The sequence below is a fragment of the Paenibacillus sp. NPDC056722 genome, from assembly GCF_042790635.1.
Classification (GTDB): domain Bacteria; phylum Bacillota; class Bacilli; order Paenibacillales; family Paenibacillaceae; genus Paenibacillus_AQ; species Paenibacillus_AQ agri.
On sequence record NZ_JBHTYV010000006.1, the window covers coordinates 107,187 to 128,853 of the forward strand.

A 21,667-nucleotide genomic window follows, 5' to 3' on the forward strand; every position below is an offset into this window, starting at 1 on the left:
TACAGACCTGAGAGGAGATTTCTAATGAGCGCAAAAAAGGCATTGATCGTATGGGGTGGCTGGGATGGCCATGAACCGCAGCAAGTAAGTGAAGTATTCGCTGGTGTTCTGCGGCAGGAAGGTTTTGAGGTGGAAGTGTCGGATACTCTGGAGGCGTTTGCAGACCGCGAGAAATTGTTAGGACTGGATCTGATTGTTCCGGTGTGGACGATGGGTGAGATCTCGCAGGAGCTTGTAGATAATGTGTCTGCGGCGGTGCAGAATGGCACTGGACTGGCGGGCTGTCACGGCGGCATGTGCGATTCCTTCCGTAACAATGTGGATTGGCAGTTCATGACCGGTGGTCAGTGGGTAGCCCATCCTGGAAATGACGGGGTGGAATATACGGTGAATATTCGTCAAAGCTCCAGCCCGCTGGTGCAGGATATCGCAGATTTCAGTGTTACTTCTGAGCAATATTATTTGCATGTCGATCCCGCTATCGAAGTTCTGGCGACCACCCGCTTCCCTGTGGCAGAAGGGCCTCACGCTGCCAACGGAGCCGTGGATATGCCAGTAGTATGGACGAAGCGCTGGGGAGCAGGACGTGTGTACTACAATTCGCTCGGTCATCATGCCGACATTGTGGAACTACCGCCAGTTAAGGAACTGATGAGAAGAGGGCTACTCTGGGCAGCTGAAGGAAAGCAGAACGGCGGACGAACCACGGCAGGTGCAGGGATCAGCTATAGCGGTATGGCAGACAGTCAACTATAATTCGGGAGAGAAGACCAATGGATAAAGTAAAAGTTGGCATCATCGGTTGTGGAAAAATCAGCGGCATCTATATGGAGAACTGCAACAAGTTCGAGATTCTGGAGTTAGTTGCCTGTGCAGATATGAATCTTGAGAGAGCGCGGGAACAGGCGCAGCAATATAATATTCCACGGGTATATACGACAGATGAGCTGCTTGCAGATCCTGAAATCGAGATTGTAATCAATCTCACGATCCCGGCTGCTCATGCCGAGATTTGCCTCCGGGCACTGGAAGCCGGAAAGCATGTCTATGTCGAGAAACCTCTCGCGGTTACAAGGGAAGAGGGACGCAAGGTGCTGGAAACAGCCAAAGCCAAGGGGCTGCTGGTGGGCAGTGCGCCGGAGACGTTCTTCGGCTCGGGCATCCAGACCTCGCTTAAGTTAATAGAGGATAGTGTAATAGGCCGGCCTATGGCAGCCACTTCGTTCATGATGTCGAGAGGCCATGAGAACTGGCATCCCGATCCGGAATTCTACTATGCCGCAGGTGGCGGACCGATGTTCGACATGGGGCCTTATTACCTCACTGCGTTAGTTCAGCTGCTAGGGCCAATCTCTGCCGTAGCCGGGATGACCGGCAAAGCACTCGCAGAACGAACCATCACCAGCGAGAAAAAAGCCGGGCAGAAGATTCCTGTGGATATTCCTACCCATGTGGCCGGAACCTTGCAATTCGCAGAGGGCGCCATTGCGATCCTCATCACCAGCTTCGATGTCTTCGGGGGCAGTGATCTGCCTCATATTGAAATATACGGGACAGAGGGAACAATTCAGGTTCCCGATCCTAATAACTTTGGCGGACCGGTTAAATTCCGGCGCACAGGTGAGAGTGAATGGAGCGAGCAGCCGCTGCTGCCTGGCTATGACCAGAATACGCGTGGTATCGGTCCAGCTGATATGGCGTATGCCATCCGCACTGGCCGGCCTCACCGGGCTAGCGGAGAACTGGCCTATCACGTGCTGGAAGCGATGTGGGCGTTCCACGACTCCTCTGATTCCCGCAGTTTCTATACCATGGAGAGCACCTGCAGCCGTCCTGCAGCGCTTCCAGTTGGTTTGACGCCGTATACACTGGATTAAATGTTGATTCAGTCATACTAAAAGAAGCCCGCCCCTACGAATGTTGTCTATGACTTTCATTCTTATGAGGGCGGGCTTTTTTGAGCAATCCAGGTAACAACATCGCTTTCTAGGCGTACTTTTCTTTCGTCCCTCATGATTTCCAGAACGTATCTGTTCACATTCTCACGCAGGATTGACCAATTTGCATATCTGTTCCGCAGAGTAGAGAGTAGGGAATTTGTCTTAAATAGAATCTCGAACATGGGTGGCAGCGGTAATCCTGTATCGATCGCTGTCTCCTGAATGTTCGAGTTAATTATAAAGCAGTGGATGCCATTCGCCTTTGTACCAAGCTCTAAGCTCTCCAACACCCTTTGGAATGTTGCAACCGTGTCCAAATGTTCTAAAGCGGAAACGCTAAATATGTAGTCATATTGATTTGTTCTGACATTGAACTCGCCGATGTCTGATTGAATCAGTTCAAGCTTCTCGCTGACGCCGTATTCCCGACTATACTTATCAAGTCCATTAATGGCCGACTCCAAAAAATCCACACACACGACTTTACTTTTTCCGTCATCCTTAAGTCTTTGTGCAAGAGGGATACTATTCCTTCCTACTCCACACCCCAAGTCAAGCAACTGCAGATCATTCTGATTCGGCAATAAATCAAAGGCATCCATGACGGATTTTACTGGAGATTGCAGCCACGAACCCTCACTAAAGAGTTTTACATTTGTGTAATATTCATCGTGATAACGCTGTTCTGTCAAGCGAATCTGTTCTAGCCGGCTTAATGACATCAATAGCTCTCCTTTTTATGGAAACAGATATGAAGATACTATCACACTTTTTATTCAAACCGCTTGATATCGTTCTCAAACAGGGTCGTCAATTATCAAACTTTACGTACCCCTGACGGGGTCATGCCCTTATACTGTTTGAACAGCTTTGTAAAATAATTGGGATTGTCACAGCCAACCCGCCCGGCGATCTCGGTAATGCTAAGATTACTCTCCAGCAACAGCCGCTCTGCTTCATTAACCCGGCACAGGTTCACATAATCAATAAAAGTACGTCCGGTCAGCTTTTTGAAGGTTTTGCAGAAATGATAAGGATTGAGATTGACGGTTTTTGCTGCCTGCTCAATGGTAATTTTATCAGCGAAATGTTCCTCTACATGGGTCAGCAGCGGCTTAAAACGTTCCCGGTTGAACGAGTGATGTTCTTTTGGACTGCCAACAAGCTGTTGAGGTAAAAAATTCCGTGACAGCAGAGTAAACAGCAGGTGAAGGTAATTCTTGATCGCCAGCTGATAAGCCGGACCCTTGACCTGATCCTCTTCAATAATGGATTGAAGTAGTGCCGATTGTGCGGCAAAAGACGGCATATGCTCAGCAGGCCTCACCGGGAACTGATAACGGTTGCTCACATATGGTTCAACAAATTGCTCATGCTGCGGGTCCTGCTTCCAGTCTTCGAAGAGCGACCCGTGGAACACGATAGAGGTATAGCAAATAGGCCCATCCTTAAGGCAGTAGCCGACATGCAGCCCCCCCGATGGAACGAACAGGACTTCGCCCGCTTCAACTTCATAAGGATGACTGTCCACATGGAAAATAGCGCTGCCGCGCTGCATCACAATAATCTCGAAATGCTCATGCCAGTGTATAAAGAGAATATTCTGACCCGCCTTTTCCTCCTGGCGGTCGTTGATGAACAAACGGAACGGATACGTCTTTTGTTCCAGTTGCGGGTATTCTTTAAGCTCCTTCGGATATGTCAATGCACTCCAGCCTCCACCACAAGATTGAACTATAATAACACAATATAATCAGAGATTTAGGTATTAATGACGAATATACTTGAAGTGTTGAATTTAATATAAACCAATATTGGAGTGGTACACAAGATGCAAGATACACTTAGAATCGGTACTTTAGTAGGCGGCGGCGATGCCGTTCGTGTGATTCCGCAAATCGTAGGACATGGCTTCGAATCCTTTAGCTTGACCTTTTGGCAAACAACCGGAGAGACCGATCTGGTAGAGACGGCTAAGCGCGTGCGTGAATTAGCGGATCAACATAACTTTGTTATTTCTTCGGTTGGTATTTTCGGCAATCCGCTCACGAATGCTAACGGCAACGAAGATACATTGGCAAGCTGGGAGCGCCTGATCGACACAGCCCACTTGTTCGGAACGGATATGGTATCCGGCTTCACCGGACGTCTACCGGGTCAATCCATTGATGACTCCCTGCCGAAGTTCGCTGAAGTATTCGGTGAACTATCGAAGAAAGCGGCTGACCGTGGCCTGCGCATTGCCTTTGAGAACTGCTCCATGGGTGGCAATTGGCAATCTGGAGATTGGAACATTGCTCACAACCCGCAAGCTTGGGAGAAAATGTTCAACGCCGTGCCTGCCGACAACCTGGGACTGGAATGGGAACCCTGTCACCAAATGGTGGCTCTGATTGATCCAATCCCGCAGCTGCGCAAATGGACGGATAAAGTATTCCATGTGCACGGCAAGGACGCAACGATCGCTTGGGATATTGTTAAGGAATATGGTATTCACGGCTCCAAGGAGTATGTATGGCACCGTACGCCAGGCTTTGGGGATACGAATTGGGCTGATATTATCACCATCCTGCGCCAAGCGGGTTATAAAGGAACGATTGATATTGAAGGCTGGCATGATCCGGTCTACAAAGATGAGCTGGAGATGACTGGGCAAGTTCATGCTCTGAACTACCTTAAGCATTGCCGCGGCGGAAGCTTCGTGCCGAATCCGACCTAATCAAAGGAGGTGCACCATGACAGTATCATATCGTATTGCTTTAGCGGGCTGCGGGGGAATGGCGAATGCCTGGGTGGAATATGCACTCGGGCGGGAGGACGCGGAAATTGTTGCACTGGTTGATCTGTATCCCTCGGCTGCACAAGCGATGGCTGCGCGGTACAATCTAACTTGTCCGACATTTACGGATCTGAAGCAAGCCATTGCCGAGACCGGTGCAAACCTTGTATTTGACGTGACGATTCCGGAAAGCCATTTCACAATTGCCCGCACGGCACTGGAAATGGGTTGTCAGGTCTTCGGAGAGAAGCCACTGGCTGGCACAATGGCCGAGTGTAATGAGATTGTGGCCTTAACGGAGCGGACGGGGAAGACGCATGCTGTGATGCAGAACCGTCGCTTTGATCATCGGATTCGTTCACTACGGAGCTTGATGGAACAGGGAACTATCGGCAGAACCGGTTATATCGGCGCAAGCTTCTTCCTGGCTCCCCATTTCGGTGGCTTTCGTGATGCGATGGAGAGTCCATTGTTGCTGGACATGGCGGTACATACCTTTGATCAGGCCCGGTACATCAGCGGAGCCAATCCGGTGACGGTATATTGCCAGGAATTTAATCCTCCGGGATCATGGTATGCTGGGAATGCCGCGGCCATATGTATTTTTGAAATGTCCGACGGTTCTGTGTTTAGTTACCAAGGTTCCTGGTGTGCGGAAGGCGCGCCGACGTCATGGGAAGCTTCCTGGCGAATTACCGGAGAGAAGGGGACTGCGCTTTGGGATGGCAATGGTATGCCTTATGCCGAGGTGGTGTCATCCGGCGACCAGACCGGCAAATTCCTCTATGATTATGAAACCGTTCAAGGCCCGGAAGTGGAAATGAAGAATACATTCCATCCAGGTTGTCTGGATGAAATGTTCTTGTCACTGGAAGAGCAGCGTCCAGCAGAGACAGACTGCAGGGATAATCGTTACAGTATGGCCATGGTGTTCGGAGCACTGGAGAGTGCTCGAACCGGGCAAAAGGTTCAAATTGCAGATTTGATGAACATTTAAAGGAATAAAAAAGCGCCAGCAAAGCGGTTACAACCGTATTTGCTGGCTTTTTGTATATATTGATTAAAAAGATCTCCGAATTAGTAATTTCTCATTGACCTACAAACCGTCCAGACGGTACACTAAATATAAAGAGGTGATGTTATTGACAGCTCATAATGTCAATTCCAAACGGGAAGCGATTCTGAATGCAGCCTCAACAATTGTACAGCGAGATGGAATGGGTCAGCTCACGCTGGATGCGGTTGCGAAGGAAGCGGGAGTCAGCAAGGGCGGACTGTTGTATCATTTTGCAAGTAAAGATGCCCTGATCACCGGCATGGTGGATAAGTGTAATGAAGAATACGGACAGAATGTTCAGCTGAAGGCAGGGGCAGATCCTACTGTACAAGGGTCGTGGAGTCGTGCATATGTGGGAACCGCCTTTGAGGAGGTGGAGCAGGGCCTTGACAGGAGTTCAGCGTTGTTCGCTGCTGCTTTTGCAAATCCCAAGCTGCTGGACGGAATGAGGGAACAGTTCAAGATCTGGCAGAATAACATTATCCATGATGGTATCGATCCCGTACAAGCTACCATCATTAGGCTGGCCGCCGATGGGCTATGGTTTACGGAGCTGTTCGGAATGGCTCAACTGGACGAGAAGCTGCGGGATCAAGTGTTTGAACAATTAATTTCATGGTCTGGAGGAAATAAAGAATAATGGGTTACTTGTATCTAGCTGTATCTATCTTATTTGAGTTGTTCGGGACGTCGATGCTTAAGGCATCACAAGGATTCAGCAAGCCGCTGCCAGTTATCGGGGTTGTTGTTGGTTTTGTGGTGGCCTTTTTCTTCTTATCGCTTACATTGAAAACAATTCCACTGAATGCCGCTTATGCTATCTGGTCAGGAGTCGGGTCGGTGGCTACCGTCATCATTTCGGTACTGATCTGGAAGGAAAAAATATCGACCGGCAGTCTTGTCGGCATCGCTCTGATCGTAATTGGCGTAGTCGTCCTGAATCTATTTGGTCCGGGTCATGGGGATACATCGAGTTCTGCACAAACCGAAGTAGTCTCTGCTAAATAAAGAATGCGGGTGTCCTAATAGCCAATGGCTGATTGGGACACCCGCATTTGTTTTAAAGGCCCAGAGATTGAATGAGGGCAAGCATACCGAAAGATAACATAACCATTCCAGACAGCTTGTTAAACAAGTTCTGCTTCGAGCCACCTGCCTTCTTTTTGCTCCGGAACAAAGTAGTGCTGCCTACCAAACAGATCCACCATATAACGGAACCGAGAAAAACACCGCCGATCAAAAATGGCATGTTGGAGTTGTTATGCGACAACTGAACACCGGAAGCGCTGAAAACGCCGAGAAAGAAAACAATCGTCATAGGATTGGATAACGTCAATAGCAGCGTTACTATGTATGCATTTAGTAAGTTTTTTGGAGAATAGGATTCGGTGCTGCTTCTCATCCGGGGAGTAAATAGTAAAGATTTCATGCCAAGATAACAAATAAACAGTCCGCCTAGGGCTTGTAGTAACGTTTTGTAGTCAACCAGAAAAGTAGTGAGAGTGGATAAGCCTAACCCGGCGATACAACCGTAGATTGCGTCCGCTGTGGCTGCTCCCAAACCACAGGATAGTCCGTTTTTGAAACCTGAGGTCAGGGTCTCTTTGATACATAATATGCTGATAGGACCTACAGGAGCTGCGATAGAAACTCCTAATAGGATTCCTTTTGCGAGCCATTCCCAAGTCATAGGGATGCACTCCTTTTTCTCTATTCTTCTTTCAGCGTAGATAATATAAAAATCGTATTGGAACGCACAACGTCATGATTCGCCTTTAGCGTATGCGTTATAAAGCTCTCCATTTCGGATAAATCCGGTAATCCAACTTTTAGGAGATAGTCATACTCACCCGAAATATGGTGACATTCTAGTACTAACGGTGACTGAGTAATGTTCTTGCGGAATGTCTCAGTTTTGGCTGAGCCATTCAGTTGTACAAAAATAAAAACCATGAAGTTGTGCCCTATAGCTTTACGGTTCAATTTGACTGTGAATTGATCAATCACTCCGTTTTTCTCTAGTTTTCGTATTCTTTCCGTGACGGCAGGCACGGATAAGTGTATGGCTTTACTAATTTCGGAACTTGTGATGCGACCGTTGGCCTTGAGCATTTCCAAAATCTGAAAATCGATGTCGTCCATTGCTTTCACTCCTTTAGGCTAATTATACAAAAAACGAAATAAATGAAAATGTATGTACTAAAAATGAAAATTTATTTAAGTGTTTATCTAATTGGGTTTAAAATAATTAAATTGAGCTTGGCTGAAAGTGGATTGAACTTTAAAACTTTAACCGCAAAAATAGTGAGATCATAAGGGAGTTCTGCACAATCGGAATAGTTCTCCCCTAAATAAAGAATGCCCTGATCCTCTAAAGGAACAGGGCATTTCTTATTTAGAAGCCTTTATATTGCGGCTCTTCTTTTTCCAATTCTTGAACCCGGCTCTCTACTTGCTGTACGATTTGCTGTGTTTGTGCTGCAGCGTTGGTAAACAGTGTTTTGGCATCCTGATTTTGTGTTGAAAGAGCGAATTGTTCCAAGCTAGCCTGAGCGCCTTTTAGAGAAGAGAGACATGTTTTTACCTGCGAAGCTACCGTCATTTGTAAGTTCCTCCTTCGGGTGATTGATACTGATTAACGTTGAATATGATTCACTCCGGTTTGCGTCATTATTCAGGGGAAAAAATCCCTGTTTTCTTCCGGTTCAATTAACAAATAATGAATGTGTTAAGCAGCATGGACACTTAAATCAAAGGAGGAGTTACAGTTGCCGTTATGGTTGGAGGTTATTGTGCGGACGCTATGCGCCGTCGTGGTTCTTTTCTTTTTAACGAGATTGCTCGGGAAGAGACAGGTGTCTCAGCTCTCGTTATTCGAATACATTACAGGCATTACCATCGGGAGCTTGGCGGCCTATATATCCATGGATACAGAGAAGAATTGGTTTCTTGGCCTCATTGCCCTTGCGGTCTGGGTTGCCGTCTCGCTTGGCACTGAATGGTTGCAGATCAAGAGTAAGAAAGCAAGAGATTTCATGGACTTCAAATCTGCGGTCCTTGTTAAGGATGGTAAAATTCTCGAAGAAAATCTCAAGAAGGAGCGCTTGTCTTCGGATGAATTGCTGGCTGAACTGCGTAAGAAGGATGTCTTCAGGCTCGCTGATGTTGAGTTTGCGATGATGGAATCCTCCGGTACAATTAACGTCCTGCTGAAAAAGGAGAACCAGCCGTTAACTGCCAAGGATCTTGGGATTATCGTTCCTCAACAGAAAGAGCCGCTGGCTGTCATTATGGACGGGAAGGTGCTGGATGAGCCGCTGGATAATCTGGGCCAGACCCGGGGCTGGCTGCAAGGCAAGCTCGAACTACTGGGATTGAATACCGAAGATGTGTTTCTGGGACAGGTGGATTCCTACGGTGATCTGACAGTGGATCTCTATGCGGACAAAATCAAAGTGCCGGAGTTACAGGAGAAGCCGCAGCTCTACGCCACCCTCAAAAAAGCCGAAGCAGACATGGAATTGTTCAGCCTTTCTACACAGAACAAGGAAGCTAAACAAATGTACGAGGACGCTTCTAAGCAGCTGCTGGAGATGGTGCAGACCTTAAAGCCTTATCTTCAGGGCTAGAGACGCGTCGCTCGTTAGTTTTCGATATCTATTTGCGCTATTGAAACACCTCACGATCCCAACAGCGGATCTCGTCAATCGTAAAGGACTGGCCATTCTCCGCGGAGTTTGTCAGCCTGAGTGAGAGGCGATCGCTGGCAAGTTCCATAGTAAACAGCTCCTCTATATGAAAAATACCGGGAGGCAGTATTGCGTCATAGATCGCTCCTGCCACAGCGGCGGCAGTCCTGGCCGTGGTTCGGGCCTCATTGCTCCCTTGAAGTCCATATTCCGCTGTAAAGGGGAGACCGTTCTTCGTGCCATAAGCATCTACCTTAATAGCAAATTGATCACTTCCATAGCGGAGCTTGCCAAAAGACCATACTGCCGCTTTACGCATCCGCTCGCTGCGGAGCATTTTTTTTAGCCCGAATTTCTGCAGTAAAGCTACAGAACCGGTAGCGATTCGGGAATCAAAGCACAGACGTGTGGAGACGGAAGGGATACCAAGTGTCCGGGGCAAGGTCTGCTGATCGGAAAAAGGAAATCGGTAGGCAGTGCGACGCCCCAGTCCCTTCCCAAGATCACTTGTCTTGCCGCTTGTAAAGCTGGTCGCTGCCACAAGGCTTCCGTTCTCCACAATATCGAAGTCTGCTCTTAGATTGTCTACGGTCCATTCAATGGCTGCTTTTCCATGACTATCACCAAGTCCGAGCATAATGGTGATGTCCGCGCGGTTCGTATGATCCATGGCTTCACTGGCTTGGCGAGCCAGCATGTTGGTCAAGCCGGGGGCTAGTCCGACACTCAATACAGCCGTTCCAGGGAGTGTTCTGGAGGGGGATGCCAGTGCTTCAAGGCGGGTAAGAAAAGCACCGTTAGCTGAAACATCCACATAATACACTCCGTTTTGCAAACAAGCTTCTGCGAAAGCGGTATCTTTCTGATCCATGCACATCACTACAAGTTTCGCCCGTTTTAGCAGCTTTGGGTCTGCTTTTTTTGTGAGGTCCAGGCGCAGCGGTTTCACCTTGCCGCCTGTGGTCTTGCTGAACTGCTCAGCACGTTCCAGGCTGCGGCCTGCGGCATAGACATGCCCAGGATAGCGTTCGCTGAGCAGGGTGCAGATTTGTGAGCCGACATGGCCGTAACCGCCGATGACGATAATATCCTTGTTCATTGTGTGTTGCCTCTCCTGACTTGATGATATAATGTGCTGCTATATAATTAGTAATTATCATCGTGAAGTTAGAATGAGACCATCCCACATTTGTGGGATTCAGAAGGAGAAGGGCATGTCACTGAGTCTGGAAGCGTTCAAGAAAGAGCTGGAGCGACTGGAGCGAAGAACGTCATCATCGTTTGAATACAGAGAGGCGATGATCAGCCGCTTGAAGGACTGGATTCCGTTCGAGGCTGCTTGCTGTACAACAGTTGATCCCTACACTCTGTTGTCCACGGGAGCCATTGCGGGGGAAGGAATTGACTCCATCCATGCCCGGCTGTTTGAATACGAATATTTGCATGAAGATTTCAACAAATACGACGCTTTGGTCCACCGGCCGGTCCCTGTGGCAACACTTAGTGGTGCCACAGAAGGAGAACTGGGGCGAAGCGGAAGATATCTTGCTGTGCTGGAGCCCGCGGGACTTGGGGATGAAATCCGTGTAGCCTTGCTGAGCGGAGGGGCCTGCTGGGGATACTTGACATTGTTCAGGGCAGCGGAAGACTCATTCTTCCAGGCAGAGGAGGAAGTCTTTCTGGCGGCTATCGCGCCATGGATCGCCCGATCCTTGCGGGGGTACACATTAAGCACGCCACCAGAGGATATCCAGGGGCTGCAGGAGGAAGTCGGCCTCCTGGTGTTGTCCCATGCGTTGAACCCGCTTGCTTCCAATGGGCAAGCCAGGAAATGGCTGGCCATGCTTGGGGAGTGGGAACAGCTTGAACCCGATATCCTGCCAAGTCCGGTGCGGGCAGTATGTTCGCGCGCGCTTGCGGAACTGACCGCTGCTGAGGAGCATCAGCCCTCAAAGGCCAAGATTTGTCTGCGATTGCCATCAGGCCATTATTTGGCCATTGCTGCCAGCAAGCTGGACGAGTCTTCTGGTCAGGTTCAGCTGGCTGTTACCTTTGAGCCAGCCCGAACCGCCGACATCTTGCCGCTCATTGCCGAGTCATATGGATTGTCATCACGGGAGAAAGAAATCGTGGAGCAAATCTCCAAGGGGCTATCGACCAAGGAACTAGCCCACAATCTACATATCTCTACGTACACCGTTCAGGATCATCTCAAGTCGATTTTTATCAAGACGGGTGTCACGAGTCGCAGAGAACTAATCTGGCGTTTGTTTTCTCGCTATAGTAGTGATAAGAAAGTGTGAGATCCTGATCCGGAAAAATCGGCTTTTCCCGGATTGGCTTTGTGTATAGGTTGATACTATTTGACTGCTAATTTCACCAAGGCGAAGAACTCCCCGCTTTACGGAATCTTGCTACATTTTTATTTCTCTACTGCAGGAGCTATACTAGTAACGTAAGCGTTCGTCATAACTTCTGGTTGAGAGGATGATGTTCAATGGATTATGCAAAGCTAGGTTCCACAGGACTTGAAGTTTCACGTATTTGCCTGGGCTGCATGAGCTATGGGATACCCGAGCGGGGGAGCCATGCCTGGACACTGGGAGAAGAAGAGAGCCGGCCGTTCATCCGCCGCGCGCTTGAGCTGGGTATTAACTTCTTTGATACGGCCAATGTATACTCCGATGGGACAAGCGAAGAGATTGTTGGGCGGGCACTGAAGGATTTTGCGGCCCGTGATGATGTGGTCATCGCAACGAAGGTCCATGGCCGGATGCGGCCGGGTCCCAACGGCGGCGGACTTTCGCGCAAAGTCATTATGAGTGAAATCGACCACAGCCTCAAGCGGCTGGGTACGGATTATGTTGACCTATACCAGATTCACCGCTGGGACAGTGAGACGCCGATTGAAGAGACCATGGAGGCACTCCATGATGTGGTCAAAGCTGGTAAAGCCCGCTATATCGGAGCTTCCTCCATGTATGCCTGGCAGTTTCTTAAAGCGCTGCATGTAGCGGAAAGCCATGGCTGGACGCGTTTTGTCTCCATGCAGAACTATCTCAACTTGTTGTACCGTGAAGAAGAACGGGAGATGCTGCCGCTCTGCCAAGCAGAGGGCATTGGTGTCATCCCGTGGAGTCCGCTGGCCCGCGGCCGGCTGACACGGGACTTCGAAGAGTCGAGTGCGCGTTCCCTGACCGATGAATTCGGGAAGCAATTATACGCCAAGACTGACGAAGCTGATCACCGTGTGACTACACAGGTGAAGGAGATTGCCGAAGAGCGCGGCATTCCGCGCGCGCAGGTGGCTCTGGCTTGGGTGCTGCAGAAGAAGCCGGTTACTGCGCCGATCATCGGCGCGACCAAGATGCAGCACCTGGAGGATGCGGTAGCAGCCGTCGACATCCGGCTGACCCCGGATGAAGTGCAGCGGCTGGAATCAGCCTATGTGCCGCACGAAGTCAGTGGTGGACTCGGCCGCACTTTTTAGCCGAGCTTATAGCCACAGCTACAGATTACACATATTCATAAAGTCAGTTCCGGGACAAGCGGGGCTGGCTTTTTTTGCATTCTGGCTTAATCAGCCGCCGTACCTCGTATCGCATAACTTATTGTTAAATTGGCAAACTAAAGCAGATTTCCATCAACTTATGACCGGAGGCGAAGACCGTGGATGCACAGATGCTCGAGACTATCAAGAAGCAGTTAGCTGGGAGCAGCGACATCGTCTATCAGGTCTTTCAGGTGCATGGGCATGCCTGTACGCTAATCTATATTCCTTCTATTGTAGACCCCCGGAGTCTTCAGGTAGGCATTAGCGAAATATTGAAAAAGGAGAGTAACTCCGGACTGGATTGGCCGCAATTTCTCGAACGGCTGGAACGAGGCTCGGCGTTCTCCATCCCCAGCCTGAAATGCTTTGATATTACTGCAGCAGCAGATCTGGTCGTCATGGGGAATGTGGTGCTGGGAATGGAGGGCTTTCCGTTCCTTTACTATTTCGATATCACCAAATATCAGAAGCGCGCAGTCAGCGAATCACAGAATGAGCTGGTGGTTATCGGCCCGCAGGAAGCTTTCATTGAGGATATAGAGACGAATTTATCGCTGCTGCGCCATAAAATCAAGCATCCTGACTTGAAAATGAAGCATTATAGCATCGGTAAATATACGAAGACCGACGTGTATGTACTGTACATAGAGGGGCTCTATAAACCAGAAGTGCTGGAGGAGATTGACCGTAAGCTCCAGGACTTGTCCATCGATGGCATCCTCGGCATCAGCTATCTGGCGGAGCATATTACATATGATGTGCTAACGCCATTTCCGTTGTTCCAGTATACGGAACGCCCGGATTCCGTGGCAGCCTCCCTCATGGAGGGCCGCATCGGCCTGCTGCAGGATGGTACACCATCTGCGCTGCTAACCCCGGTAACTCTTTTTTCCCTGCTGCAATCTTCCGAGGATTATTATCAGAGCTATTTCGCGGGCAGCTGGATACGGATTGTAAGATTCGTATTCTCCATTATCGCCTTGCTTCTTCCTTCACTATATGTGGCCATCACTACCTTTCATGCCCAGATCATACCTTCCAATTTACTGCTCACCATTGCAGCAGCACGGGAGAACATTCCTTTCTCTGCGTTGACTGAGGCTCTGATTATGGAGCTGACCTTTGAAGCGCTGCGTGAAGCGGGAACGCGTATTCCGAAGCCTGTCGGACAGACAGTATCAATTATTGGGGCGATCGTCATTGGACAGGCGGCAGTAATGGCGGGCATTGTATCGGCTCCAATGGTCATTGTCGTATCCATAACAGGTATTGCTTCCTACATCATTCCGCATCTGGAGCTTGGATTAACGTTCAGGCTCCTGCGTTTTCCGCTGCTGATTCTCGGGGGGACCATGGGCTTAATCGGTGTGTTCACGGCAGCCTTTGTCCTTTATGGTCACCTGGCCAATCTTCTTTCTTTCGGAACGCCATATATGCAGCCGATTGCGCCCTTTGTCTTTCAGGATTGGAAGGATACGTTGCTGCGGGTACCCTCTACTTATATGAACAGGCGTAGCGATGCCTTTAGCAAGCGGAACCAAAGGAGGCAGCGAAAAAAATGAACCTGCTAAAGCTGGGGATCGCCCTAATGCTGATGCTGAATCTGACGGGCTGCTGGTCCAAGGTGGAACTTGATGAATTAAGCTTCGTCTACGCAGTTTATCTCGATACGGGCAAGAAGCCAGGTACGGTCGAGCTGTCAATCAGTTCCCCCCTGACCAACCGTTTGATGAATGGGCAGCAGTCGGGCGGCGGCGATGGCAGCGGCAGCAACAAGACTTATGCGAAAGTCACCAAAACGGCGGAGACTGTCACTGACGCACTGATGCTGATCCAGAAGGATTTAACGAGAAACATCAGCCTGGCAAAGATCAAAGCGGTGGTGGTTGGTAAAGAATATGCCAGCAGCCGGATGGCCGAACTCTTGGAATGGATGAAAAGAGAACCAAGCTTGCCGCTTGGCACCTACGTTTTCGCCGCTCCGGGAAGGGCGCAGATGATCTCAAAACTTACACCAACCTTCGAGACACTTCCGGGCGAGGTCCTAATGAAGTTTGGGCAAAACAACTACGTACTGGGCACAACCATCAAGCAGTGTCTGATTGCGGAGGCAAGCGGGATGGGCTATGCCATCAATTACTTATCCTTTGGTAATAATCCGAATGATACGGTTCCGGCTATGCCTGAATATTGGGTCGGGATGCAGGGCGCCATGCTTTTCCAAAAGGATAAAATGAGGGGCACAGTCGGCCTGCAGGACGCGAGGTCACTGGCTTGGGCACTAGGGCATCCTCAGGATCCGGTGATGACGGTAACCTGGGATGAGGGGAAAAGCCGTGTGAGTGCCGTTTTCTTCACTTCCAAGGGGTCCAGAACTGTACGAATGACGGAGAAAGGGCCTGTGTTCTATGTCACACTCAAAGGGCGGGCTAGTCTGGTCTACAAGAAGGACATGGAGAGCCGGAGTAAGACTGTATTCAGTCGTATTGTAACAGAGGCATTGGAAAAGAAGGCTGTTCAAGATTTGAACGAAGCGATCAAAAAGACGAAGACAGCTGGAGCGGATGTGCTGGAACTAGGCCTGCTCATGGAATGGAACTATCCAAAGGAATGGCGGAAGATACGTGACCGTTGGGAAGATTACTATAAGAATCATGCCGAAATCCGAGTAAAGGCGAACTTCCGAATTGCCGATTATGGCACCGAGGTGTGATTCAATGTGAAGGGAGTACCGCATGCGCACAACAAAATGGCAGCTTACCCGGTTCGCGTTTATTTATCTGAATTCACAAGCGTCCATTTTTCTCGTGCCCACTCTGATTTCAAGCCCTACCTATCAATCCTGGATGGCGGTGATGGGTGGCACGTTGCTTAGCATCGGGATGATGTCCTGTGCGGTTTATGTAGGGCGGCTGAAACCGGGACAGGCTTGGGTGGATTTTGGCAGCAGTATTGTCGGCAAATGGGTTCATAAGGTTGTCATTGTGTTGCTGTTGTGCTGGTGTATATATTATGTGTCTTTGGATCTGGAGAATTTCGTGTTGTTCTTCGGCTCCAATTACTTGCGGGGAACCCCTCCATGGTTTATTCAGCTGCTCATAGGGTTGGTCATTATGTATACGGCGAAGCTTCGGTTCACAAGTTTGATTTATATGACGGATGGGTTGTTTCTGCTGATTGTTTCGGCATCGCTCTTCACTGTTTTTTTATTTGTGCAGGAAGTGGATCTTAATATGCTGCCCGCGTTGCTGCACTATCATGACCCGATCATAGCCGTTAAGGATTCCTGGATTGTGACTTCCTGGGTCTCGGAATGGATCGTCTTTCTATTCATTGTCCCGGAACTCAAACTCGATAAACATGTCTATAAAAAGCTGACAGTGGCCTCTCTGTTGGTTATGATCTCGATCCTTACAGGGTGGCTGCTCACTCTGCTCAGTCTGGGCGCCTACCTTGGCCCCCAAATTCAGTATCCTTTTCTGGAAATGATCCGCAGCTCTACACATGACAATATTATAGGGAATATAGACCCGCTTCTAATCGGGATATGGTCTTCCTCGCTGTTTATCCACAGTGCATTTCTCATTTATGTCGCTGTCCGGTGCTTGTCAAATCTGACCAACAACAAAGGGAAGAAGTACATGGTGCAGTCGCTGACGCTGATTGCTTTAGTGATTGCCTTCCTCTATTCGCAAAATGTAGCGGTGTACGACCGGGACTATAACTCCGCGGTTGCTATTTGGATTTGGTTCGGAGTGGACTGCCTTCCTGTGTTTTATTTTATCGTTGCCCTTATCCGTTTTCGAAAAAGACCGTTGGAATAGACATTATCCGGACATTTATAATGTATACGCTTTCTGGTATGATTATCCTATAGTAGATACCTTTAATCAGATAGGAAGTGTTATCCATGATAGATATCCTTGAAGGTAAGAGACTTATCAGTGATATTCGCCAGAATCTGGCCAAAGTTATTGTTGGGAAAATAGACGGAGTGGATCTGCTGCTGGCCGCATTGCTGGCTAATGGCCACGTGCTGCTGGAGGATGTGCCTGGAACGGGCAAGACCTTGCTTGCCAAGGCTCTGGCAAAGTCACTGGACTGTCATTTCAAACGAATTCAGTTTACACCGGACCTTTTACCCTCTGATTTGAGCGGCATTAATTACTATAATCAGAAGACCGGAGAGTTTCAGTTCCGTCCGGGCCCTGTATTCGCTAGCATCTTGCTGGCCGACGAAATTAACCGCGCTACACCGCGGACACAATCCAGTTTGCTGGAATGTATGGAGGAGCGCCAAATCACCATTGACGGGGTTACGCATGGGCTGGAGTCCCCGTTTCTTGTAATTGCGACCCAGAATCCTGTGGACAATCAGGGTACGTTTCCGCTGCCGGAGGCGCAGCTCGACCGCTTCCTGATGCGGATCAAGACCGGCTATCCATCCCTGGAAGAAGGGGTACATATTCTCCAAAGGTTCCGGCTCGGCAATCCGCTTGAGAACCTGACAGCGGTAGCATCGGGGGAGGAGATCCGTGCAGTACAGCAGCTGGCAGCAGAGATTAGCGTCAGTGATGATCTTCTGACTTATATCGTCCGCATCACTGAAGCTACCCGCAGGTCTACGGCGGTAAGGCTGGGTGCGAGTCCGCGGGCCAGCGGTGCACTGTTGAGATCTGCCCAAGGGTATGCGCTCATTCAAGGGCGTTCATTCGTGACACCGGATGATATCAAGGCCGTGGCTGTGCCGGTTCTGGCACACCGTCTGCTACTGCATCAGGGCATGAAAGCTCGGGAGGGGCAGGCTGCAGAAGTTGTAGAACAGGTTCTGCGAGAAGTGGAAGTGCCTGCTGAACCGCTTCTGGCTGCCAAAGGCGGAAGGGCGGACTAAGCCATGGCTTTAGTGTGGTTTATCCTCTTCGCTGCAGCGTTGCTGCTAATCATATCCTTCATTTATCAGAAGAATGCCCTGAAGGCGTTAAGCTACGACCGTTATTTCTCCAGAAAGGCCGTCTATGCAGGCGAAGAGCTGGAGATGGTTGAGGAGATTGTGAATGACAAGCTGCTGCCGCTTCCTTGGTTGCGGATGGAATCCAGTATCGCAACAGGGCTGGAATTCGGCAGACAGGATAATCTGGGGATCAGCTCCGGTGACATCTATCAGAATCATGTCAGCTTGTTCTATTTGCGCTCCTACCGTCACATCAAACGTCGCCATACCTTGGTAGGTGAACGGAGGGGCTTCTATACATTGGAATCGGTGACCATGACTACTGGAGACCTGTTCGGCTTTAGTCGGGTCGTTAAGACCTTTCCTCTTCAGCTGGAACTGCTGGTTTATCCCGAACTTATCAGCTTTGATGAGATACCCCTGCCCGTGCACAGCTGGCTGGGCGAATTGGCCATCAAGCGCTGGATTGTAGAAGACCCATTTCTGACTGCAGGCATCCGTGAGTACAGCACGGGAGATTCCATGGGTATGGTCAACTGGAAGGCTACGGCACGTACCGGAGTGATGCAGGTTCACAAGAATGATTATTCAGCTGATTCCCGGCTGATGATTTGTCTCAATGTAGAGGTTAGCGAATCCATGTGGAGGAACATAACGGATGTGGAACGAATAGAACTTGGCATTCGTTATGCAGCAGCTGTTGCCGGCTATGCACTGGATCATGGCATTGAGACCGGGTTCATCTGCAACGGGAGACTAGTAGATGGCGATGCCCGTGAGCCTGTCCTATCCGGCCCGATAGCTCAGCAAGAGGAGATGCTGGAGCTTCTCGCGCGATTGACGCTTGACCGGACACTGCCAATGAACCGTCTGTTGGAGCTGCAGGCCGAGAACGGAATCAGAGATACAGACTATCTGATCATAACCTGTCACCAGGGTGCGGATCTGCTGGAAGCGGCCGGCCAGCTTATGCAGGAAGGCAATGGTGTGGAGTGGCTGACCATTCCGGAACGAGGGAGGGAGAGCGCATGAAGCACCCTTCCCGGAGATTTTTGCAAGATTCGTTGATGTTTTGGACGCATGTGCTGATGGAACTGCTGTTATTTTTGCCTCTTCTGATGCTGTATGCCACATACCTTCTTCGTGAGTATATGACGCCGCTATGGATGATCTTATTTGCACTGTTGTCATTGGCTGGCGTGCTGCTGCGAACTCTTTGCAATATTAGGTGGAAACAGTTAGGAATGTCCTTACTGCTGGGAGCGGTGGTCGGACTTCTGTTTTCCGGAGTATCATTATCAGGCATTTCTTTGGCCATTGCTTGCCTTGTCTGTACCTATCTCGGCCTGACTACAGAGTCTAGAATTGGCCGGAATACAACGTATTACAGCGGAATCGGTCTCTATTTTTTAGCCGCTATAGTGTTTCCAAAAGTTTCACAGCTTGAACCATGGACGACACTCCTTACCTGGTGTGGCAGTCTGAGTGTCATAATTGTTCTCCTGGCATCGAACAGCGATCATTTGCGCTACACCTCTCTTTCCGGCCGGACTTCATCCTTGCCAACAGGCTTGCGGCTCCATAACCGCATTTCTGTACTCCTCATCGTGGTTGCAGCGGTAACATTGGCGGCAGGAGCGGGGCGAATGATCGGTGGTCTGCTCTTCGGCGGACTTCGTCAGCTGTTGTCCTGGATCGCCCGATTGTTATCCGGCTCGGAAGAAACTCCGCTGCAGCCGAATGAACCGGCACCTGCTACACCAGAAATGCCACCGGCAGAAGCCAATGACCCCGGTCTTATCGCACAGATCTTCAATGTGCTGTCTTATGTTATCGTAGCAGCTGTAATTGCAATAGTTGTCTTTTATATCTTACGTTGGCTCTATCGAAACACCAGCGGTCTGCTGCACAAGACCATTTCCGCTGTTCTAGCTTTATTGATGCGTAAGCAGCCGAGCCGTGACAATGAGACTTATCAGGATGAAGAGAGTAGTGTTTTTGCCTGGGAGAAAACGTTGCAGAATTTCAAACAATTCTGGACCACGGCTGTTAGCGGGGGAAGGCGGGATCGCTGGGAGCATATGCAGGGCAACAGGGATCGGGTGAGATGGCTGTACCGCCAGTGGCTGCGTTCCAAGCAGGAGAACGGCTATGAGATCAAGAAGCATCTAACCCCGCAAGAAACAGGAGCCGACGCGGCGTTGTGGAGCGCCGGCAGAAACCGGAAACGCAAGGAAAGCAGTGACACTGCCACCATGCCGGAAGAGAGGTTGCTTGATCTGTATGATCAGGCCAGGTACGGTCAGGAAGAACCTACCGATGCAGATGTGGCACAGATCACGGTATTTCATAAATCGAAATCCTGAATTTCCTATAGATAGTCCCACAAAAGCAGCAGCCCGTTTACGGCTGCTGCTTTTTTCTCGAATCTTAATTTCCAATTGAAACCTAATTAGAACAAGAAGCGTAAAATCATAAGTGAGACTATTCCAGCAATAACGGTGCCCAGCAGACTGCGTGTTTTGATGGCAATCCAGAAGGTCGGCAGGGCCGCAATCCACTCTGCGCTGTGCGAGAAGCCGGCAAGCTTGTCGTCTTGAATGAATAATTCCTGGGCGATCAGCGCCGCCATCACGGCGATAGGGATATTGTTCAGCCAGCGCATGCCCCACTCGGGAATAGTGATCCGGCTTAGAAGCATCAATGGCAGGACCCTTGGAATAAATGTCACCAGCGCTGCACCGACTATGATCAGGAAGATATCCAGCCTTACTTCCATTTTTCCATCACCATCCCTAATGTTGATGCAACGATTGTAGCAGCGATTACGCCAAGGCTTGGCGACCATAGTAAGGATACAAGCACGGCAATCAGACCTGCTGCTAGTCCGACCAGAATATCCTGTACATATTTTTTTCTGCTCATGAGGGTAAGTACCAGCAGTCCGATAAACATAGCAGGCAGGGCAAAGTCAAGACCCCACCGCTCGGGATTCGCAATCCATTGTCCAAAGAACGCGCCCAGGATGTTGGCCAGAAACCAATTCAGATAAGCAGCGACATTCAGTCCATGCATCCATTTCTCACTAAGGCGCCCTTTGGTAGTACCTGTGTTAATGGCCACACCAAAGGTTTCATCGGTTAGTAAAGAACCCACCAGCATATTGCGGAGTGGCTTCAAATGTCGGAAATAGGGGGACAGGGCTGCGCTTAACAGCACATGCCGCAGATTAACGAATAGAATCGTGAACACAATGCTGGACGCTGTACTGCCGGCTGCGATCATCCCAGCCGCAATGAACTGACCGGAGCCTGCATAGAGAATAAGAGACATTAAGGCAATCTCGGGAATGGACAAGCCCGCAGTCTTCTCCACAACTCCGGCCGCAAAGCCTATACTGAGATATCCGAGCAAGGTGGGCAGACAATCCCTGACTCCTTGCATAAAGCTATCTTCGGGTTTTTGACCCGTTCTTGATTCTGGTGAGGCCGTCTCCGGCATCATAGAAATGACCTCCTTGTCTATGCTTCATAGAATAATTTCTAATAGTCTTTGCACAAATATCATCACTATAAAATTTATCCAGTATTCTGTCAATTCATGTACCCAGAGTTTCACAAGGCGTTCAGACACATGACGGTAAATAACAGAGAAATTACAACTCTATTATAAGGGTTACAACTTGGACACAATTCCCA

General features: G+C 49.5%; 23 protein-coding genes. 15 read left to right on the top strand and 8 right to left on the bottom strand.

What is annotated here, in order from left to right; translation table 11 throughout:
• Nucleotides 1-24: 24 nt before the first annotated feature.
• Complete coding sequence (locus ACFRAM_RS16720; RefSeq protein ID WP_379466796.1) at nucleotides 25-756, top strand: ThuA domain-containing protein; 732 nt, start codon at nucleotides 25-27, stop codon at nucleotides 754-756.
• Nucleotides 757-773: 17 nt separating this feature from the next.
• The gene (locus tag ACFRAM_RS16725) at nucleotides 774-1,877 is read left to right on the top strand and encodes a Gfo/Idh/MocA family protein (RefSeq protein WP_379466797.1); all 1,104 of its coding nucleotides are present in this window, start codon (nucleotides 774-776) and stop codon (nucleotides 1,875-1,877) included.
• A 62-nt stretch (nucleotides 1,878-1,939) separates the two neighbouring features.
• On the opposite strand, the gene ACFRAM_RS16730 is transcribed toward ACFRAM_RS16725, so the two are convergent.
• Both ACFRAM_RS16730 and ACFRAM_RS16735 read right to left on the bottom strand, forming a co-directional pair.
• The gene (locus tag ACFRAM_RS16730) at nucleotides 1,940-2,662 is read right to left on the bottom strand and encodes a class I SAM-dependent methyltransferase (protein WP_379466798.1); all 723 of its coding nucleotides are present in this window, start codon (nucleotides 2,660-2,662) and stop codon (nucleotides 1,940-1,942) included.
• 95 nt (nucleotides 2,663-2,757) lie between these two features.
• A complete protein-coding gene (locus tag ACFRAM_RS16735; protein WP_379466799.1) occupies nucleotides 2,758-3,645 on the bottom strand; it encodes a helix-turn-helix transcriptional regulator in 888 nt (295 codons plus the stop codon).
• A gap of 126 nt (nucleotides 3,646-3,771) precedes the next feature.
• On the opposite strand from ACFRAM_RS16735, the gene ACFRAM_RS16740 reads away from it, so the two are divergent.
• From ACFRAM_RS16740 to ACFRAM_RS16755, 4 genes are all read left to right on the top strand, one after another.
• Nucleotides 3,772-4,659, top strand: a complete 888-nt coding sequence (locus ACFRAM_RS16740) for a sugar phosphate isomerase/epimerase family protein (protein WP_379466800.1) — start codon at nucleotides 3,772-3,774, stop codon at nucleotides 4,657-4,659.
• A 16-nt stretch (nucleotides 4,660-4,675) separates the two neighbouring features.
• Nucleotides 4,676-5,716 (top strand): Gfo/Idh/MocA family protein, encoded by a 1,041-nt coding sequence (locus ACFRAM_RS16745; RefSeq protein WP_379466801.1) that lies wholly within the window; start codon nucleotides 4,676-4,678, stop codon nucleotides 5,714-5,716.
• 145 nt (nucleotides 5,717-5,861) lie between these two features.
• Complete coding sequence (locus ACFRAM_RS16750; protein ID WP_379466802.1) at nucleotides 5,862-6,416, top strand: TetR/AcrR family transcriptional regulator; 555 nt, start codon at nucleotides 5,862-5,864, stop codon at nucleotides 6,414-6,416.
• On the top strand, nucleotides 6,416-6,784 hold the full coding sequence (locus tag ACFRAM_RS16755; RefSeq protein WP_379466803.1) for a DMT family transporter: 369 nt from the start codon (nucleotides 6,416-6,418) through the stop codon (nucleotides 6,782-6,784). Before ACFRAM_RS16750 ends, ACFRAM_RS16755 begins: the two co-directional genes overlap by 1 nt.
• Before the next feature lie 52 nt (nucleotides 6,785-6,836).
• Here the strand turns inward: ACFRAM_RS16755 and ACFRAM_RS16760 are convergent, their stop codons facing one another.
• The 3 genes from ACFRAM_RS16760 to ACFRAM_RS16770 all read right to left on the bottom strand — a co-directional run bounded on the left by ACFRAM_RS16760 (nucleotide 6,837) and on the right by ACFRAM_RS16770 (nucleotide 8,378).
• Nucleotides 6,837-7,466 carry a LysE family translocator gene (locus ACFRAM_RS16760; protein WP_379466804.1) on the bottom strand — a complete coding sequence of 210 codons (630 nt, stop codon included), beginning with the start codon at nucleotides 7,464-7,466 and terminating at the stop codon, nucleotides 6,837-6,839.
• A gap of 20 nt (nucleotides 7,467-7,486) precedes the next feature.
• Nucleotides 7,487-7,918, bottom strand: a complete 432-nt coding sequence (locus ACFRAM_RS16765) for an Lrp/AsnC family transcriptional regulator (protein ID WP_379466805.1) — start codon at nucleotides 7,916-7,918, stop codon at nucleotides 7,487-7,489.
• A 253-nt stretch (nucleotides 7,919-8,171) separates the two neighbouring features.
• On the bottom strand, nucleotides 8,172-8,378 hold the full coding sequence (locus ACFRAM_RS16770; protein WP_066368813.1) for a DUF1657 domain-containing protein: 207 nt from the start codon (nucleotides 8,376-8,378) through the stop codon (nucleotides 8,172-8,174).
• Between the two features lie 166 nt (nucleotides 8,379-8,544).
• Here ACFRAM_RS16770 and ACFRAM_RS16775 point away from each other — a divergent pair, with 166 nt between their 5' ends.
• Nucleotides 8,545-9,405, top strand: coding sequence for a DUF421 domain-containing protein (locus ACFRAM_RS16775; RefSeq protein WP_379466806.1), 861 nt, complete (start codon nucleotides 8,545-8,547; stop codon nucleotides 9,403-9,405).
• A 37-nt stretch (nucleotides 9,406-9,442) separates the two neighbouring features.
• On the opposite strand, the gene ACFRAM_RS16780 is transcribed toward ACFRAM_RS16775, so the two are convergent.
• Nucleotides 9,443-10,564: a saccharopine dehydrogenase family protein gene (locus ACFRAM_RS16780; protein ID WP_379466807.1), complete on the bottom strand. Its 1,122-nt coding sequence runs from the start codon at nucleotides 10,562-10,564 to the stop codon at nucleotides 9,443-9,445.
• Between the two features lie 115 nt (nucleotides 10,565-10,679).
• Between ACFRAM_RS16780 and ACFRAM_RS16785 the strand changes: the two genes are divergently transcribed.
• From ACFRAM_RS16785 to ACFRAM_RS16820, 8 genes are all read left to right on the top strand, one after another.
• Nucleotides 10,680-11,768, top strand: coding sequence for a LuxR C-terminal-related transcriptional regulator (locus tag ACFRAM_RS16785; RefSeq protein WP_379466808.1), 1,089 nt, complete (start codon nucleotides 10,680-10,682; stop codon nucleotides 11,766-11,768).
• A 194-nt stretch (nucleotides 11,769-11,962) separates the two neighbouring features.
• A complete protein-coding gene (locus ACFRAM_RS16790) occupies nucleotides 11,963-12,955 on the top strand; it encodes an aldo/keto reductase (protein ID WP_379466809.1) in 993 nt (330 codons plus the stop codon).
• Nucleotides 12,956-13,146: 191 nt separating this feature from the next.
• On the top strand, nucleotides 13,147-14,580 hold the full coding sequence (locus tag ACFRAM_RS16795; RefSeq protein WP_379466988.1) for a spore germination protein: 1,434 nt from the start codon (nucleotides 13,147-13,149) through the stop codon (nucleotides 14,578-14,580).
• Nucleotides 14,577-15,731 (top strand): Ger(x)C family spore germination protein, encoded by a 1,155-nt coding sequence (locus ACFRAM_RS16800; RefSeq protein WP_379466810.1) that lies wholly within the window; start codon nucleotides 14,577-14,579, stop codon nucleotides 15,729-15,731. Before ACFRAM_RS16795 ends, ACFRAM_RS16800 begins: the two co-directional genes overlap by 4 nt.
• 22 nt (nucleotides 15,732-15,753) lie before the next feature.
• Entirely contained in the window at nucleotides 15,754-16,842 is a 1,089-nt protein-coding gene (locus ACFRAM_RS16805) for a GerAB/ArcD/ProY family transporter (protein WP_379466811.1), read from the top strand.
• Nucleotides 16,843-16,928: 86 nt separating this feature from the next.
• On the top strand, nucleotides 16,929-17,909 hold the full coding sequence (locus tag ACFRAM_RS16810) for an AAA family ATPase (RefSeq protein ID WP_379466812.1): 981 nt from the start codon (nucleotides 16,929-16,931) through the stop codon (nucleotides 17,907-17,909).
• Nucleotides 17,910-17,912: 3 nt separating this feature from the next.
• The gene (locus tag ACFRAM_RS16815) at nucleotides 17,913-19,001 is read left to right on the top strand and encodes a DUF58 domain-containing protein (RefSeq protein ID WP_379466813.1); all 1,089 of its coding nucleotides are present in this window, start codon (nucleotides 17,913-17,915) and stop codon (nucleotides 18,999-19,001) included.
• Nucleotides 18,998-20,335, top strand: coding sequence for a DUF4129 domain-containing protein (locus tag ACFRAM_RS16820; RefSeq protein WP_379466814.1), 1,338 nt, complete (start codon nucleotides 18,998-19,000; stop codon nucleotides 20,333-20,335). Before ACFRAM_RS16815 ends, ACFRAM_RS16820 begins: the two co-directional genes overlap by 4 nt.
• A gap of 86 nt (nucleotides 20,336-20,421) precedes the next feature.
• Here ACFRAM_RS16820 and ACFRAM_RS16825 read toward each other — a convergent pair whose 3' ends face one another.
• Together ACFRAM_RS16825 and ACFRAM_RS16830 are read right to left on the bottom strand one after the other, a co-directional pair.
• Nucleotides 20,422-20,748: an AzlD domain-containing protein gene (locus tag ACFRAM_RS16825; RefSeq protein ID WP_379466815.1), complete on the bottom strand. Its 327-nt coding sequence runs from the start codon at nucleotides 20,746-20,748 to the stop codon at nucleotides 20,422-20,424.
• On the bottom strand, nucleotides 20,739-21,473 hold the full coding sequence (locus ACFRAM_RS16830; RefSeq protein ID WP_379466816.1) for an AzlC family ABC transporter permease: 735 nt from the start codon (nucleotides 21,471-21,473) through the stop codon (nucleotides 20,739-20,741). The genes ACFRAM_RS16825 and ACFRAM_RS16830 overlap by 10 nt, the downstream gene beginning before the upstream one ends.
• Between the last annotated feature and the right edge of the window lie 194 nt (nucleotides 21,474-21,667).

Coding starts and splice junctions, on each gene's coding strand:
- ACFRAM_RS16810 (WP_379466812.1), top strand. CDS start 16,929: ATGATAGATATCCTTGAAGGTAAGAGACTTATCAGTGATATTCGCCAG.
- ACFRAM_RS16820 (WP_379466814.1), top strand. CDS start 18,998: ATGAAGCACCCTTCCCGGAGATTTTTGCAAGATTCGTTGATGTTTTGG.
- ACFRAM_RS16725 (WP_379466797.1), top strand. CDS start 774: ATGGATAAAGTAAAAGTTGGCATCATCGGTTGTGGAAAAATCAGCGGC.
- ACFRAM_RS16760 (WP_379466804.1), bottom strand. CDS start 7,466: ATGACTTGGGAATGGCTCGCAAAAGGAATCCTATTAGGAGTTTCTATC.
- ACFRAM_RS16795 (WP_379466988.1), top strand. CDS start 13,147: ATGCTCGAGACTATCAAGAAGCAGTTAGCTGGGAGCAGCGACATCGTC.
- ACFRAM_RS16830 (WP_379466816.1), bottom strand. CDS start 21,473: ATGATGCCGGAGACGGCCTCACCAGAATCAAGAACGGGTCAAAAACCC.
- ACFRAM_RS16805 (WP_379466811.1), top strand. CDS start 15,754: ATGCGCACAACAAAATGGCAGCTTACCCGGTTCGCGTTTATTTATCTG.
- ACFRAM_RS16785 (WP_379466808.1), top strand. CDS start 10,680: ATGTCACTGAGTCTGGAAGCGTTCAAGAAAGAGCTGGAGCGACTGGAG.
- ACFRAM_RS16780 (WP_379466807.1), bottom strand. CDS start 10,564: ATGAACAAGGATATTATCGTCATCGGCGGTTACGGCCATGTCGGCTCA.
- ACFRAM_RS16745 (WP_379466801.1), top strand. CDS start 4,676: ATGACAGTATCATATCGTATTGCTTTAGCGGGCTGCGGGGGAATGGCG.
- ACFRAM_RS16765 (WP_379466805.1), bottom strand. CDS start 7,918: ATGGACGACATCGATTTTCAGATTTTGGAAATGCTCAAGGCCAACGGT.
- ACFRAM_RS16825 (WP_379466815.1), bottom strand. CDS start 20,748: ATGGAAGTAAGGCTGGATATCTTCCTGATCATAGTCGGTGCAGCGCTG.
- ACFRAM_RS16790 (WP_379466809.1), top strand. CDS start 11,963: ATGGATTATGCAAAGCTAGGTTCCACAGGACTTGAAGTTTCACGTATT.
- ACFRAM_RS16815 (WP_379466813.1), top strand. CDS start 17,913: ATGGCTTTAGTGTGGTTTATCCTCTTCGCTGCAGCGTTGCTGCTAATC.
- ACFRAM_RS16740 (WP_379466800.1), top strand. CDS start 3,772: ATGCAAGATACACTTAGAATCGGTACTTTAGTAGGCGGCGGCGATGCC.
- ACFRAM_RS16800 (WP_379466810.1), top strand. CDS start 14,577: ATGAACCTGCTAAAGCTGGGGATCGCCCTAATGCTGATGCTGAATCTG.
- ACFRAM_RS16755 (WP_379466803.1), top strand. CDS start 6,416: ATGGGTTACTTGTATCTAGCTGTATCTATCTTATTTGAGTTGTTCGGG.
- ACFRAM_RS16770 (WP_066368813.1), bottom strand. CDS start 8,378: ATGACGGTAGCTTCGCAGGTAAAAACATGTCTCTCTTCTCTAAAAGGC.
- ACFRAM_RS16730 (WP_379466798.1), bottom strand. CDS start 2,662: ATGTCATTAAGCCGGCTAGAACAGATTCGCTTGACAGAACAGCGTTAT.
- ACFRAM_RS16720 (WP_379466796.1), top strand. CDS start 25: ATGAGCGCAAAAAAGGCATTGATCGTATGGGGTGGCTGGGATGGCCAT.